This is a genomic window from Clostridium sp., from assembly GCF_036660475.1.
Taxonomy (GTDB): domain Bacteria; phylum Bacillota; class Clostridia; order Clostridiales; family Clostridiaceae; genus Clostridium_J.
Genome location: NZ_JAVXAO010000006.1, coordinates 170,050 through 183,900 on the forward strand (window position 1 = coordinate 170,050; position 13,851 = coordinate 183,900).

The following is a 13,851-nucleotide window of genomic DNA, read 5'->3' on the forward strand; positions in this document are numbered from 1 at the left end:
AAACAAAAAAGAGAAAAGTATACTAGAATTATCATGATGGGTGTGTGTTTAATGCTAGTTTTAATGTTTATTTTACCAATTGTTTTAGGGTATTAGGGGAGTGAATAAATGTTCTTAAAATCTATTGAAATAAGGGGATTTAAATCCTTTGCAGATAAGACAGATTTAACCTTTAAACAAGGGGTAACGGTGGTAGTTGGACCAAATGGTAGTGGGAAAAGTAATATTTCAGATGCAGTAAGATGGGTTTTGGGGGAACAGAGCATTAAAAACCTTAGAGGGGATAAAATGGAAGATGTTATCTTTGCAGGTACCCAATATCGAAAGGCTGTAGGGCTTGCTCAAGTAGCATTGACACTCGACAACAGTGATTCAGAATTAGATATAGCCTACTCGCAAGTAACTGTTGCTAGAAGGCTGTATAGATCCGGAGATAGTGAATATTTGATTAATAATACAGTGTGCAGATTAAAAGATGTACAAGCTTTGTTTATGGACACTGGTATTGGTAAAGAGGGATATTCAATTATAGGACAGGGGAAAATTGATGCTATCTTAAGCGCTAAATCTGAAGATAGAAGAAAGTTGTTAGAAGAAGCTGCTGGTATTGTGAAATATAAAAATAGAAAAGAAGAGGCTGAGAAGAGGCTTGAAAATACAGAGCAAAACCTTATTAGGATAAATGATATTATTTCAACCTATGAAGAACGATTGCCAGACTTGGAGTCAGATTGTGAAAAGGCTAAGGTGTTTTTAAAAGCATCTGAAGAAATAAAAGTAAAAGAAGTTAATATAATAATAGACTTTTTGGAAAAAACAAAGTTTAATATAGATAAAATTAATAATAGCAATGAAGGAATTAAAACATTTAGACAAAACCTTGAAAATGAAAAACAAGGTTTTAAATTTACTTTGGAAGAAAATAATAAAGAGCTAGAATCCTTTAATGAGATTGTAGAAGAAAAAAGAAAAAATTATTATGAAAATCAAAGTAAGCAGCAACATGTACTTGGAGAAGTGAAGCGATTTGAAGAAAAAATAGGCTATTTAGATGAAACTATAAATAGATTGAAGAAAGAAGTTTTAATAAAAACAGAAGCCATAAAAAAAGAAGAAGAAAATATATATAAGAGGATAAAAACAATTTCTTTAATGAAAACTGAAGAAGAAGAAATGAACAAAAAGATTGTCATTAAGGATGAGGAAGTATCCCAAATACTTAAAAGTGTTTTAGATTATAATATTAAGTTGAAGGAATTAGAGGAATTAAAATTTAAAAATCATAGTCAGATAAATTCAAAAACCAGTGAAATGAGTATTTTAAATAACAATATTGAGTTGAGTGATGAAAGTATAGAAAATTTAATTTTAGATGTTCAAACTTATAATAATTCAATAATTATAAATGGCAAAACAAAAGATGGTCTGTTAGAAGAAGAGAAAACTACCATAAAAAATATATTAACCTATGAAGAGGCTGTTAAAAGTAATAGGAAAAAATTCACTAAGAATAAACATGATGCTGAAGTTTTAGAAAGAAACCTAAAGGATATAGTAAGAATTCAAGGAAATAAGGAAGCTAGACTAAATGCTTTAGTAACTTTAGAAAAGTCCTATGAGGGGTACAATAAATCAGTAAAGTTACTTATGCAATATATATCTGATAGTAAGATTTATAAAATAAATTCAGATTGTTATGTGTTAGGAGATATAATTAAGGTTCCGGTGACTGTTGAAAAAGCAATAGAAATTGCTATGGGAGCCAGTATATCTAACATTGTAACTAAAGATGAAACTATCGCTAAGAATTTAATTAATTATTTAAAAACCAGTAAAATAGGAAGGGCAACCTTCATGCCTATTAATATTGTTAAGGGTAAGAATGTAGCTGTTGATAAATCTATAATAGAATCTAAGGGGTATATAGGTATAGCAAGTGAACTTATACAGTTCGATGGTAAATTTAAAGGTATTGTAGATCAGGTGCTTGGCAAAACTCTTATATGTGGAACTATGGACGATGGATTACACATATCCAAAATTAGTGGACATAAATATAGAATTGTTACCTTGGATGGTGAGGTTTTTAATCCAGGGGGATCATTAACTGGTGGTAGTTATTCTAAAAATGCTAATGTAATTGGGCGAAAAAGAGAAATACAGGAATTGACTGAAACTATTGAAAAAAGCCACCTAATTGTTGAAGAGAAAAACAAGGAAATAAATGATTTGAATCAGGTTATCAAGAGGTTAGATGATGAGGGATTGAATCTTAGAGATGAAATACATTCTCAAAATATTAACATAACAAAAATACGGGGAGAAATTTCAAAGGTTATAGAGGAAGAAGAGAGAAATAAAAAAGAAGTAGAAAGAGCCAGTGAATCATTAGCGAAAGAAAATGATAAGATCAAAATATTTAAATCGAAACTTATTAATATAAACACCGAAATTGAAAAGCTAAATGAAAATGTATTAATGGTTCTAAATGAGTTTGAGGAATTTAGTTCAAAGACTAAGGATAAAAATATTTATGTGGATAAGTTAAAAGAAGAATTAACTACTATAAGAATAAGCAAGGCTAAGATTATGGAGATGATCAGTAGCAATAGTACAGAGCTTGAAAGAGTTAAACGGGGTATAGTATTTGAAAAGAAAGTAATTAGTGATAACTTAGAGGCTATTGAAAAATCTATATTAGAAAAACAAGAATATGAATTGAAGATAAACAACAGTAGTGATGATGTTAAATCTATAATAGTATTGATTAACGAGTTAGAGGAGTACTTTAAGAAATCAGAAGTTGAAAGAATAAGAATAAAAGGTAAAATCCCAGTTATAACTTCAAAAATTGAGGATATTAATCTGCAATTGGATAAACTAGAAAAGGAAATCCATAGAAATGAAATATCTTTGGCTAAAATTGAATCTGAAGAAGAGAGTTTATTGAAGAAACTTAATGAAGAATATAATCTTACATTTGCAGAAGGATTAACTTTTAAAATTGAGGGATATGATATAAACATACTTAAAAATGAAGTGATAATTTTAAGAAAACAGATAAGTGATTTAGGATTAGTTAATCTAGGTGCTATAGAAGAATTTAAAGAGGTTAACGAAAAGTACATGTTTATGAATGAACAAAGAGAAGATTTAGTTCAATCAAAAGAAGAAATTGTTATATTTATAGGGGAAATAACAGATAAGATGAAAAGTGTATTTATGAGCAATTTTAAGCAACTTAGAATTTATTTTAATGAAACTTTTAAAGAGTTATTTAAAGGTGGAAGTGCAGATTTAACACTTCAAGGTGATGATGAATTAACCTGTAAAATAGAAATAGATGTAGAGCCACCAGGAAAGAAATTACAAAACATAAATCTTCTTTCGGGTGGAGAGAAGGTGCTATCTGCCATAGCATTATTATTTGCTATTTTAAAGATGAAGCCTACACCATTCTGTATATTAGATGAGATTGAAGCAGCCCTAGATGATGCCAATGTACTTAGGTATGGGGAATTTTTAAAGATGTTTTCTAAGCACATACAATTCATAGTAATAACTCATAGGAAGGGAACTATGGAAACTAGTGACATGATTTATGGAGTTACGATGGAAGAAAAAGGGGTATCTAAGGTAGTGTCATTAGAATTTACAAAATCATAAGGAGGGGTATAAATGTTTGGAGGATTTTTTGATAAGTTAAAACAGGGACTTGCAAAAACTAGAAATACTATAAATGATGCAGTGACACAGGTTTTAAAGCTTGCGGTTACAATAGACGATGATTTATATGAGGAATTAGAAGAAATTCTTATAACTAGCGATATTGGAGTGGAAACTTCAGTGGAAATTATTGAGAAATTAAAGAAAAAAGTTATATCGGAAAGAATTAATGACCCACAAGAAATATATCCAGCAATGAAGGTTATAATAATGGATATGCTTGGGGACTATGAGAGTTCAATAGTTCCGGAGAGTGTACCAGAGGTAAGGCTTATAATTGGAGTTAATGGGGTTGGTAAAACTACGTCTATTGGAAAGATGGCAGCAAGGATTAAAAGCAAAAATTACAAGGTGTTGCTTGCCGCTGGAGATACATTTAGGGCAGCGGCAATTGATCAATTAGAAATATGGAGTAAAAGAGCTAATGTAGATTTAATTAAACATCAAGAGGGATCGGATCCAGCGGCGGTTGTTTTTGATGCAGTTCAAGCAGCAAAGGCTAGAAAGACAGACGTGTTAATTTGTGATACGGCAGGAAGGCTTCATAATAAAAAAAATCTTATGGATGAACTTGGTAAGATAAATAGAATAATCGATAGAGAATATAGTGAGGCTAGAAAAGAGACATTATTAGTTCTAGATGCAACTACTGGCCAGAATGCAGTTATTCAAGCAAAGCAATTTATGGAGGTATGCCCTATTGACGGAATAATTCTGACGAAATTGGATGGTACGGCTAAGGGTGGAATAGTAATATCTATAAAGCATAGCTTAAATATACCAGTTAGATATATTGGAGTAGGTGAAGGGATAGATGATTTACAGGAATTTAATTCAAAAGAATTTGTTGAAGCATTATTTTAATAAAATGTTATTAAGGTGTTAAGTAAAAATACTTGACACCTAGCAATTAATTTGTTAATATAGTTTTTGTGAGTTAGGTGATTATATGGAAAAAAGAGTTGAAATATCGGTTTTATTAGATTATTACAATTTATTGCTTACTGATAAACAAAGAGATATTATGGATTTATATTATAATAAAGACTTATCTCTATCAGAGATATCTGAGATTAATAACACAAGTAGGCAAGCAATTCATGACTTAATTAAAAGATGCAACCACCTTTTAGAAGAGTATGAGAAAAAACTTAACTTAATGGAAAAAACCTTAACTATAGAAAACTCTAAGACAAAAATTATTAACAAATTACAACAATTACAAAGTATTGTTTCAGAAAAGAACGAGAAAGAAACAATAGAGTATATAATTGAAGATATAATAGAGAATGTATAGGAGGTTTTCATATGGCTTTTGAAGGACTATCTTCTAAATTGCAAGAAACCATTAAAAAGCTTAAAGGTAAAGGCAAACTTTCAGAGAAAGATATCAAAGAAGCTATGAGAGAGGTAAAACTTGCTCTTTTAGAAGCTGACGTAAATTATAAGGTTGTTAAGGATTTTGTGAAATCAGTTAGTGAAAAATGCCTTGGGGATGAAGTTATGGAAAGTTTAACCCCAGGACAACAAGTTGTTAAAATAGTTAATGATGAATTAACTTCACTGATGGGTACCACGGAGAAGAAACTTGACTTCGTAAATAACGGAATAACTATGATAATGCTAGTTGGACTGCAAGGGGCAGGTAAAACTACCATGGCAGGAAAACTTGCGCTTAATCTGAGAAAAAGCAATAAAAAACCACTTTTAGTAGCTTGTGATGTATATAGGCCAGCGGCTATAAAACAGTTGCAGGTAGTTGGAAAATCTATAGATGTTCCAGTATTTACAATGGGAGATAAGAGCAATCCAGTTGATATTGCAAAGGCTTCAGTTGAACATGCTAAAAGTATTGGTTCAAATGTGGTTATAGTGGATACAGCAGGTAGATTACACATAGATGAAACACTAATGGGTGAGCTTGAAGATATTAAAACTTCAATAAATCCATCAGAGATATTGTTGGTTGTAGATGCGATGACGGGTCAAGATGCAGTTAATGTAGCAGAGACCTTTAATAAAACATTAGATATTACAGGTGTTATAATTACTAAGTTAGACGGTGATACTAGGGGTGGAGCAGCTTTATCCATTAAAGCGATAACTGATAAGCCTATTAAATATGCTGGTATTGGTGAGAAAATGACTGACTTGGAAGTTTTTCATCCTGAAAGAATGGCATCAAGAATACTTGGTATGGGAGATGTACTTTCACTAATAGAAAAAGCACAATCAGCTATAGATGAAAAAAAAGCTACAGAGCTTGGTAACAGAATGATGAATCAAGAATTTAATCTTGAGGATTTTTTAGAAACTATGAACCAAATGAAAAACTTAGGACCTATGGGTAAGCTTGTAGAAATGATTCCTGGATTTAACTCTAAGGAGTTAAAGGGTGTAGATTTTTCACAAGGTGAGAAAACTATGGGGAAAATGGAAGCAATAATTAAATCCATGACTGCTAAAGAGAGAAAAAATCCGAATTTAGTTTCAAATTCTCCTTCTAGGAAGAAGCGGATAGCTGACGGTTCAGGAAGTACTATTCAAGCAGTAAACAAGGTTTTAAAAGATTTTGAAGCGATGAAAAAAATGATGAAGCAGATGAAAGGCATGGGTGGAAAAATGGGTAAACTTGGTAAGAAGGGTTTATTCGGAAAATTACCATTCTAGCTTTGATATATTTAATCCTTTGAAGGAGGTGAAATACAATGGCAGTTAAAATCAGATTAAGAAGAATGGGTGCTAAGAAAGCTCCTTTCTACAGAATAGTTGTTGCTGATTCAAGATCTCCAAGAGATGGAAGATTTGTTGAAGAAATTGGATACTACAACCCAACTACAGAGCCAATAACTGTAAAGATCGATGAAGAGAAGGCAGTTAAATGGATACAAAATGGAGCTCAACCAACAGAAACAGTTAAAAGACTTTTCACTAATGCAGGAATAAAATAGGAAAGTTTAATTGATTGGAGGCGCAATCCATGAAAGAATTACTTGTAATCATTGCAAAATCATTAGTTGACAGCCCAGAGGCTGTCACAGTAAATGAAATTGTTGGAGAGCAATCTATAATTTTAGAATTAAAAGTTGCTCAAGAAGATATGGGGAAAGTAATTGGAAAACAGGGAAGAATAGCTAAGTCTATTAGAACTGTTGTTAAAGCAGCAGCGATTAAAGAAAATAAAAGAGTTGTTGTTGAGATAATATAAGAGTTAGGTAATCCTAACTCTTATTTTCATACAAAAAATAACTAGTAAGTGTTATATAAATAAATTTGTGGTTAATAATAATTAGATAAAAGGAGAAATAGTATGAAGGAATTAATGAGTGTTGGTCAAATAACTAAACCTCACGGAGTTAGAGGCGAAGTTAAGGTAAGTTCATTAACGGATAGTTTAGAGAGATTTAAAACCTTAGACAAAGTGTACATAGATGGAGTGGAAATAAAAATTACATCTGTTAAACTTCAAAAGGACAGAGCAATTTTGAAAATAGAAGGAATAGATTCAATAGAGCAAGCAGAAGAGTATAGAAATAAATATTTGGAAGTTAAAAGAGAAAATGCTATAAAATTACCGAAAGATAGTTATTATATTGCAGATCTTATGGATTGTTATGTATATGATACTGATGGAGAAGCTTTGGGTAAGGTGTACGAAGTAATTGAAACTGGTAGCAATGATGTGTATTGGGTTAAAGAAGAAGGTAAGAAAGATGTATTAATACCAGCTTTAAAAGATATTGTAGAAGAAGTTGATATAGAAAATAATAAAATAGTAATAAAACCTGTGAAGGTATGGTCTGAGTAATGAATATAGACATTTTAACATTGTTTCCAGAAATGTTTAATATATTTAATCATAGTATTATAGGGAATGCTATTGAGAAGGGTATATTGTCAATAAAGGCAACAAATATAAGAGATTTTTCAACTAATAAACATAAAAAAGTGGATGATTACCCTTATGGCGGTGGCGCTGGAATGGTTATGACTCCGGAGCCAATAGTAAATGCTATAAAGCATATAAAGGAAACTAATTCAGGGAAAGTTATTTTCTTAGGACCTAGAGGAAAAACAATTAATCAGCAGATGTGTAAGGAGTTATCTAAGGAAAAAGAATTGGTATTTATATGTGGTCATTATGAAGGTATTGATGAGAGAGTATATAAGTATATTGATATGGAAATATCATTAGGAGATTTTGTGCTAACAGGTGGGGAAATGGCTTGTATACCGGTAGTAGATAGTATTTCAAGAATGATTCCTGGTGTATTATCCTGTGACGAAAGCTTTGAAGAAGAGTCATTTTATGATGGGCTTTTGGAATATCCTCATTATACCAGGCCGTTTTCATTTGAAGGTGATGAGGTACCACAGGTTTTGATTTCAGGTCATCATGAAAATGTTAGGAAATGGAGAAGAGTGAAATCTTTGGTGATTACAAAAGAGCGAAGAAAAGATATGTATAAAACCATAGAACTAACAAAGGAAGATAAAAAGTTATTAGAGAACTATTATAAAAGAGATAAATAATATTGCACAATTTGATTATGTGTGGTAGAATGAGATTCGTGCTAGTACAGGCGGTCCTCTGTCACTCATTGTGGTTAAGAACGTCGTAATAAAATTTAGGAGGGAATGCACATGTTAGATATAATAAGAGAAATAGAAGCTGAACAGTTAAGAACTGATTTAACTCCTTTCAATGTAGGGGATACAGTTAAGGTTCATATCAAAATCAAAGAAGGCGCTAAAGAGAGAGTTCAAATTTTCGAAGGAACAGTTCTTAAGAGACAAAATGGTGGATCTAGAGAAACTTTCACTGTAAGAAGATTTGCATCAGGCGTTGGAGTTGAAAAAACTTTCCCAATCAATACACCTGTTATAGAAAAAATAGAGGTAGTAAGAAAAGGAAAAGTTAGAAGAGCTAAATTATTCTACTTAAGAGACAGAGTAGGTAAAGCTGCTAAAGTTAAAGAGAGAATGTAAGAAAATGGGGCTGTTTAAGTCCCTTTTTTTGTTATAAAGAACATATTTAAATATATAAAGTATATTAGGATTTTATATGTAAATTAAAAGGAGTGAGAAATAAATGAGTATAAACTGGTTTCCAGGACATATGGCTAAAACTCGTAGAGAAATAAAAGAAAATTTAAAACTAGTAGATGCAGTAATAGAGATTAGAGATGCGAGAATAGCATATTCAAGCTCAAATCCGGATATTGTTGATATCTGTAGTGAAAAGCCAAGAATAATATTGTTCAATAAAAGTGATCTTAGTGATAGTAATGTAACTAAAAGATGGGTAAAAGAATTATCTAATGAAAGTACGAGAGTTCTATCAGTTAACTGTCTTACAGGAGTTGGTCTTAATAAAATAAAACCAACATTAGATGAATTGCTAAAAGTAAAGCATGATAGAATGAAAAGTAAGGGGCTTGTAAATATTATTACCAGAGTAATGGTAGTTGGAATACCTAACGTAGGAAAATCTACATTCATAAATAGAATGGCTAAGAATAATATAGCTAAAACTGGAGATAGACCTGGAGTTACTAAGAGTAAACAATGGATTAAGACAAAAATGGGAATAGAATTAATGGATACTCCAGGAGTTTTATGGCCTAAATTTGAGGATGAAGAAGTTGGACTTAACTTAGCATTTACAGGAGCTATAAAAGATGAAATCATGGATATTGAAGAGCTTGCATTAAAGCTTATAGAACGTCTTCAAATTAGTAATGGAAATAGGTTAAAGGAAAGATACAAACTTAATGAGTTAGATGAAAACCCTCTTGTGAATATGGATAATATTGCAAAGAAGAGGGGGGCTATAATCGCTGGTGGGAACATAGACTATAATAGGATAGCAGTGATGTTGTTAGATGAATTTAGGGGTGGAAAATTAGGGCCTATATCATTAGAGGCACCTAATACCAAAAAGGAGAATGAAGAGTAAAGTGTTTTTAGAAGAAATAAAGACTATGAGATTCAATGACATAAAGTCTTCAGTAAGGGGATTTATGTCATTGAATGAGGTAGCTTATAATGAAGATGAGTATGAGCAGATACAAAAGATTTTAAGTTATGATGAAAGAAAAAATGTTAGAGCTTTGGGGGAGACTGTCGGTAGAAAGGTTGAACACTATAGAAATGAAGTAGTGAGAGTACAAAAATTTTACGATTTTGATAAAAGCTATGGATATGAAGTTGTAGCTGGTGTTGATGAAGTTGGAAGAGGACCATTAGCTGGGCCTATAGTAGCTGCTGCGGTAGTTCTTGACAATGATTCTAATGATTTAATCTTGCATATAAATGATTCTAAAAAGATAGGGAAAGAGTTGAGAAAAGAACTTAGTGAGATAATAAAAGAAAAAGCAGTTAGTTATTCAATAGCCATAAAAAACAATAAAGAAATAGATGAAAAAGGTATTGGATTTTGCAACAATGAAATATTTAAAGAAGCTATAAAGGGATTAAGTATAGTTCCGGATTTGGTTTTATCAGATGGGTATAGAATTAAAGAGTTTAATCTTAGAAATGAAGCTGTAATTAAAGGGGATACGAAGAGTGCTGCAATTGCATGTGCTTCAATAATAGCAAAAGTATATAGAGATAATATTATGGAGGAGTACGGAAATCTTTATAGTAATTATCACTTTGATAAGAATGTAGGATACGGAACAAAAGAACATATGGATGCAATTGTTGAATATGGAAGTTGTGAAATACATAGAGAAAGCTTTTTGAAGAATATTAATGGAACTAGGTAAAATATTTTTATTTTTATAATGTAAAATGTATATGCCTGTAAGTATCAGTAAACTTTATAGTTTATGAATTACAGGCATTTTTAGCGTGCATTAAAAAGCATTTTTAATTAAATTAATTCTATGGGAAGAATCATTAGCATTTATAATTATTTCAATGGCATCAAATCTGAAAAAAGATTTATGTATATTATTTATTGATATATAATATTGGGCAGCTCTATAGAGCTTTTTTATTTTTTTGCTCGTTATACTTTCTAAGGGGTATCCGTAACGAGTAGCATATCTAGTCTTAACCTCTATAAAACATATATAATTGCTATCCTTTGCAATTAAATCGATTTCTCCTAATTTGCATGAAAAATTTTGTTCTATTGATATATATCCTAAGGTTTCTAGGTAAGTCTTGGCTAGGGTTTCGCCATAATTACCGATGGATTTATTTAAAGATTTCATAATTTTCACCTTTCTAAAGTATTATTATATCAATGGAAGGATTGACAATATGTAATTATTTTAAACAACAATTACAGTCATATCAAAATAAATAATAAGTCAAAGCTGAGATGAATATTTTCGGGTAAAGGAGAGAAATGTTTCTGCAGTATAGCTGAAAAAAGTAGAGGATGCTGAATTATTTATTTTTGAAATCTACAACTAAAGAATTTCGAAAAAGTTGATTATAGTAGAATGAATGGTCAATACTTAATCTATCAACATGAAGTATGGTTGTGCTATAAATTAGGTAAAGTTTTAAATATATAGAGGTGAAATTATGTCAATTCAAATAAAGAGTGCAGCTTTTTTAGGTGTTGAAGGTGTGCTGATAAATGTGGAAGTAGATATTTCTTACGGGCTTCCTAATTTTAACATTGTAGGTTTAGGGGATACTGCGGTAAAGGAATCAAAGGATAGGGTTCGGGCTGCCATAATTAATTCAAAATTAGAGTTTCCTATAAGTAGGATAACTGTAAATCTAGCTCCAGCGCATATAAGAAAAGAAGGTTCACATTATGATTTGCCAATTGCAGTAGGAATACTTACTGCAACAAATCAAATATTAATGTCTGATGTGAATGATTTTATTTTTGTAGGAGAACTTTCTTTAAATGGAGCTATAAATAAGATTAATGGTGCATTACCAATAGTAATTGAAGGAGTCAAACAAGGTATAAAAAATTTTGTAGTCCCATTTGGAAATAAAGATGAATGTTCGTGTATTGAAGGTGCAAATATTTATCCAATGGGTAATTTAAAAGAAGTTATTCATTTCTTTACATATAAAGATATGAAACCTTATATTTTAGATAGGGATATCAATGAAAGTGTGAGTACTACTTTAGATTTTTGTGATGTTATAGGGCAACAGGCAGCTAAAAGAGCTTTGGAAGTTGCGGTTGCGGGAAATCATAATGCTTTGATGTACGGAACGCCGGGGTCTGGTAAGACTATGTTAGCTGAGCGTATTGTTTCTGTAATGCCACCCCTGAATTATGAAGAATCTTTAGAGGTTACTAAAATATATAGTGTAAGTGGTGAGTTAAAAGATTTGGGGCTAATTGGTTCTAGACCATTTAGGAATCCCCATCATACAATTACTAATACTGCATTGGTAGGAGGTGGTCGAAATCCATCTGCTGGTGAAATATCGTTAGCACACAATGGCGTATTATTTTTAGATGAAATATTAGAGTTTGATAAAAAATCTTTACAGGTACTAAGACAACCACTAGAAGATAGAAAAATTAAATTGTCGAGAGTTAGTGGTACAGTTATATATCCCGCTAACTTTATGCTTGTAGCAGCATTGAATCCATGAGGGTTCAAATGCCAAGTCGGATAAATTCCATTCGATTCTATATTCACTGGATTTCGTCCCATTATCAATAATAGGAATTATATCTATGCATTTAACAAGTAATCTTATAACTTCGGTTTTTTCACTATTATTTAATGTGTCTACTCTATTTTTATAGAATTCTAGGTTGTTTTTGAATTTATTAATTACATTGTGTTTATCATTAAAAATTGACATCTTGTTTTTTACAGCTTTGATGATGTCATCATGTTTAGTTAAGTCTTTTTTTATATCAGCCAATTGCTCCTCTAATTCGGCATCAGTTATTATATTTTTCCTAAATAATTTCAGTATGTTTGATTTTTCATTATTTAATTCTATAATTTGTTTATTTAGAAATTCCAACTCCATATTTAGTTCAGATTCTTCATTTGTTTTATCATCATCTAATACATAGCCATCAAAATCAACCAATATTTCTCTGCATATATTCCAAACAAATTTTTCAAGTGTATCAGCGACAACGTTCAAATTATGGCAATTTGTATTGTAAAGTTTTTTATTTAAAGATTTTTTACCACTGCAACTATAAACAGATGGTGAATTCCTATAAAATACTCCATAATAAGTTCTTTTACATTCACCGCACTTAATTAATGTTCTTAAAAGGAAATCTCTATTAGGACTATTCCGTTTAGAATTTTTCGAATTTAAAAGTCTTAGTTCTTTCGCAGATTCAAAAACCTCAATAGGGACTATAGCGGGTACACTTCTTACAATAAGCTCTGTACGTCTAGTAGACCTCTTACCATATTCATGCCTCCCCATATAAGTAGTATTTGCAAGAATACGTTGTATTGTACTTACAGACCAAAGACTTTGCTTTTCATTTTTATTTCTTTTCCCAGTACCTCGAGCAGCATAATTAGTAGGGATTCCTGTGCTATTTAAATAGATAGTTATATCTAGACTATTTTTCTTATCTTCAACATACATATCGAATATTTTCCTTACGATTACAGCCTCATCTTCATTAATCTCTAGATATTTATCTTTATTAACAAAATATCCAAACGGAACAATGCCACCCAACCATCGACCTTGTTTAGCTGCCCTTGAAGCACCCAAAAACATTCTATCAAGGATATTATTCCGTTCTAATTCAGCCATATTTAAATAAGTTATAAACTGAAATCGTCCAGTTGGTGTATTGAGATCAAAAGGCTCAGTAAGACTTATTATTTCAATATTATAAGTTCTTAACACTTCAACGGCGCTTAATCCGCTTAAAGTATCTCTTCCAAATCTATCGATTTTATAAACCAATATAGCATCAAATTCACCTTCACTAGCTTTATCAATTAATAACTTACCAGTAGGTCGTTTTTCAAATTCTACAGTGCCGCTTACACCATCATCTAAATATTCACAAGCTAATTCTAAGTCTTCCTTCATTTCTATGTAAGTTTTCAATATATCAACTTGATTCTCTATAGTTTCTCTTTCTTTCTGATCGTCAGAAGATACTCTACAATATATAGCAACTCTTTTCATAAT

The 13,851-nt window shown here is 31.1% G+C and carries 14 protein-coding genes; 12 read left to right on the top strand and 2 right to left on the bottom strand.

Going from position 1 to position 13,851, the window contains the following annotated elements:
* The first annotated feature begins 108 nt into the window (after window positions 1-108).
* The 11 genes from smc (at window position 109) to RSA29_RS10320 (ending at window position 10,499) form a co-directional block, all read left to right on the top strand.
* The gene (gene smc, locus RSA29_RS10270; protein WP_346943024.1) at window positions 109-3,666 is read left to right on the top strand and encodes a chromosome segregation protein SMC; all 3,558 of its coding nucleotides are present in this window, start codon (window positions 109-111) and stop codon (window positions 3,664-3,666) included.
* A gap of 12 nt (window positions 3,667-3,678) precedes the next feature.
* Complete coding sequence (gene ftsY, locus RSA29_RS10275; protein WP_346931813.1) at window positions 3,679-4,590, top strand: signal recognition particle-docking protein FtsY; 912 nt, start codon at window positions 3,679-3,681, stop codon at window positions 4,588-4,590.
* A gap of 85 nt (window positions 4,591-4,675) precedes the next feature.
* Window positions 4,676-5,023, top strand: coding sequence for a putative DNA-binding protein (locus tag RSA29_RS10280; RefSeq protein ID WP_346943023.1), 348 nt, complete (start codon window positions 4,676-4,678; stop codon window positions 5,021-5,023).
* 11 nt (window positions 5,024-5,034) lie between these two features.
* On the top strand, window positions 5,035-6,396 hold the full coding sequence (gene ffh, locus RSA29_RS10285; protein ID WP_346931815.1) for a signal recognition particle protein: 1,362 nt from the start codon (window positions 5,035-5,037) through the stop codon (window positions 6,394-6,396).
* 38 nt (window positions 6,397-6,434) lie between these two features.
* Complete coding sequence (rpsP, locus tag RSA29_RS10290; protein WP_346931816.1) at window positions 6,435-6,677, top strand: 30S ribosomal protein S16; 243 nt, start codon at window positions 6,435-6,437, stop codon at window positions 6,675-6,677.
* A gap of 29 nt (window positions 6,678-6,706) precedes the next feature.
* Window positions 6,707-6,934, top strand: a complete 228-nt coding sequence (locus RSA29_RS10295; protein ID WP_346931817.1) for a KH domain-containing protein — start codon at window positions 6,707-6,709, stop codon at window positions 6,932-6,934.
* Window positions 6,935-7,036: 102 nt separating this feature from the next.
* Window positions 7,037-7,534 (top strand): ribosome maturation factor RimM, encoded by a 498-nt coding sequence (gene rimM / locus RSA29_RS10300; RefSeq protein WP_346931818.1) that lies wholly within the window; start codon window positions 7,037-7,039, stop codon window positions 7,532-7,534.
* Window positions 7,534-8,259 (top strand): tRNA (guanosine(37)-N1)-methyltransferase TrmD, encoded by a 726-nt coding sequence (gene trmD / locus RSA29_RS10305; RefSeq protein WP_346931819.1) that lies wholly within the window; start codon window positions 7,534-7,536, stop codon window positions 8,257-8,259. Before rimM ends, trmD begins: the two co-directional genes overlap by 1 nt.
* 111 nt (window positions 8,260-8,370) lie before the next feature.
* On the top strand, window positions 8,371-8,715 hold the full coding sequence (rplS, locus tag RSA29_RS10310) for a 50S ribosomal protein L19 (RefSeq protein WP_346943022.1): 345 nt from the start codon (window positions 8,371-8,373) through the stop codon (window positions 8,713-8,715).
* 103 nt (window positions 8,716-8,818) lie between these two features.
* Entirely contained in the window at window positions 8,819-9,685 is an 867-nt protein-coding gene (gene ylqF / locus RSA29_RS10315) for a ribosome biogenesis GTPase YlqF (protein ID WP_346943021.1), read from the top strand.
* A gap of 64 nt (window positions 9,686-9,749) precedes the next feature.
* Complete coding sequence (locus RSA29_RS10320) at window positions 9,750-10,499, top strand: ribonuclease HII (protein ID WP_346943140.1); 750 nt, start codon at window positions 9,750-9,752, stop codon at window positions 10,497-10,499.
* A 90-nt stretch (window positions 10,500-10,589) separates the two neighbouring features.
* Here the strand turns inward: RSA29_RS10320 and RSA29_RS10325 are convergent, their stop codons facing one another.
* Complete coding sequence (locus tag RSA29_RS10325) at window positions 10,590-10,952, bottom strand: YraN family protein (RefSeq protein WP_346943020.1); 363 nt, start codon at window positions 10,950-10,952, stop codon at window positions 10,590-10,592.
* A 319-nt stretch (window positions 10,953-11,271) separates the two neighbouring features.
* Here RSA29_RS10325 and RSA29_RS10330 point away from each other — a divergent pair, with 319 nt between their 5' ends.
* Window positions 11,272-12,315: a YifB family Mg chelatase-like AAA ATPase gene (locus RSA29_RS10330; protein ID WP_346943019.1), complete on the top strand. Its 1,044-nt coding sequence runs from the start codon at window positions 11,272-11,274 to the stop codon at window positions 12,313-12,315.
* Here RSA29_RS10330 and RSA29_RS10335 read toward each other — a convergent pair.
* Window positions 12,226-13,848, bottom strand: coding sequence for a recombinase family protein (locus RSA29_RS10335; protein ID WP_346943018.1), 1,623 nt, complete (start codon window positions 13,846-13,848; stop codon window positions 12,226-12,228). The genes RSA29_RS10330 and RSA29_RS10335 overlap by 90 nt on opposite strands.
* Window positions 13,849-13,851 lie beyond the last annotated feature (3 nt).

Coding starts and splice junctions, on each gene's coding strand:
- smc (WP_346943024.1), top strand. CDS start 109: ATGTTCTTAAAATCTATTGAAATAAGGGGATTTAAATCCTTTGCAGAT.
- ftsY (WP_346931813.1), top strand. CDS start 3,679: ATGTTTGGAGGATTTTTTGATAAGTTAAAACAGGGACTTGCAAAAACT.
- RSA29_RS10280 (WP_346943023.1), top strand. CDS start 4,676: ATGGAAAAAAGAGTTGAAATATCGGTTTTATTAGATTATTACAATTTA.
- ffh (WP_346931815.1), top strand. CDS start 5,035: ATGGCTTTTGAAGGACTATCTTCTAAATTGCAAGAAACCATTAAAAAG.
- rpsP (WP_346931816.1), top strand. CDS start 6,435: ATGGCAGTTAAAATCAGATTAAGAAGAATGGGTGCTAAGAAAGCTCCT.
- RSA29_RS10295 (WP_346931817.1), top strand. CDS start 6,707: ATGAAAGAATTACTTGTAATCATTGCAAAATCATTAGTTGACAGCCCA.
- rimM (WP_346931818.1), top strand. CDS start 7,037: ATGAAGGAATTAATGAGTGTTGGTCAAATAACTAAACCTCACGGAGTT.
- trmD (WP_346931819.1), top strand. CDS start 7,534: ATGAATATAGACATTTTAACATTGTTTCCAGAAATGTTTAATATATTT.
- rplS (WP_346943022.1), top strand. CDS start 8,371: ATGTTAGATATAATAAGAGAAATAGAAGCTGAACAGTTAAGAACTGAT.
- ylqF (WP_346943021.1), top strand. CDS start 8,819: ATGAGTATAAACTGGTTTCCAGGACATATGGCTAAAACTCGTAGAGAA.
- RSA29_RS10320 (WP_346943140.1), top strand. CDS start 9,750: ATGTCATTGAATGAGGTAGCTTATAATGAAGATGAGTATGAGCAGATA.
- RSA29_RS10325 (WP_346943020.1), bottom strand. CDS start 10,952: ATGAAATCTTTAAATAAATCCATCGGTAATTATGGCGAAACCCTAGCC.
- RSA29_RS10330 (WP_346943019.1), top strand. CDS start 11,272: ATGTCAATTCAAATAAAGAGTGCAGCTTTTTTAGGTGTTGAAGGTGTG.
- RSA29_RS10335 (WP_346943018.1), bottom strand. CDS start 13,848: ATGAAAAGAGTTGCTATATATTGTAGAGTATCTTCTGACGATCAGAAA.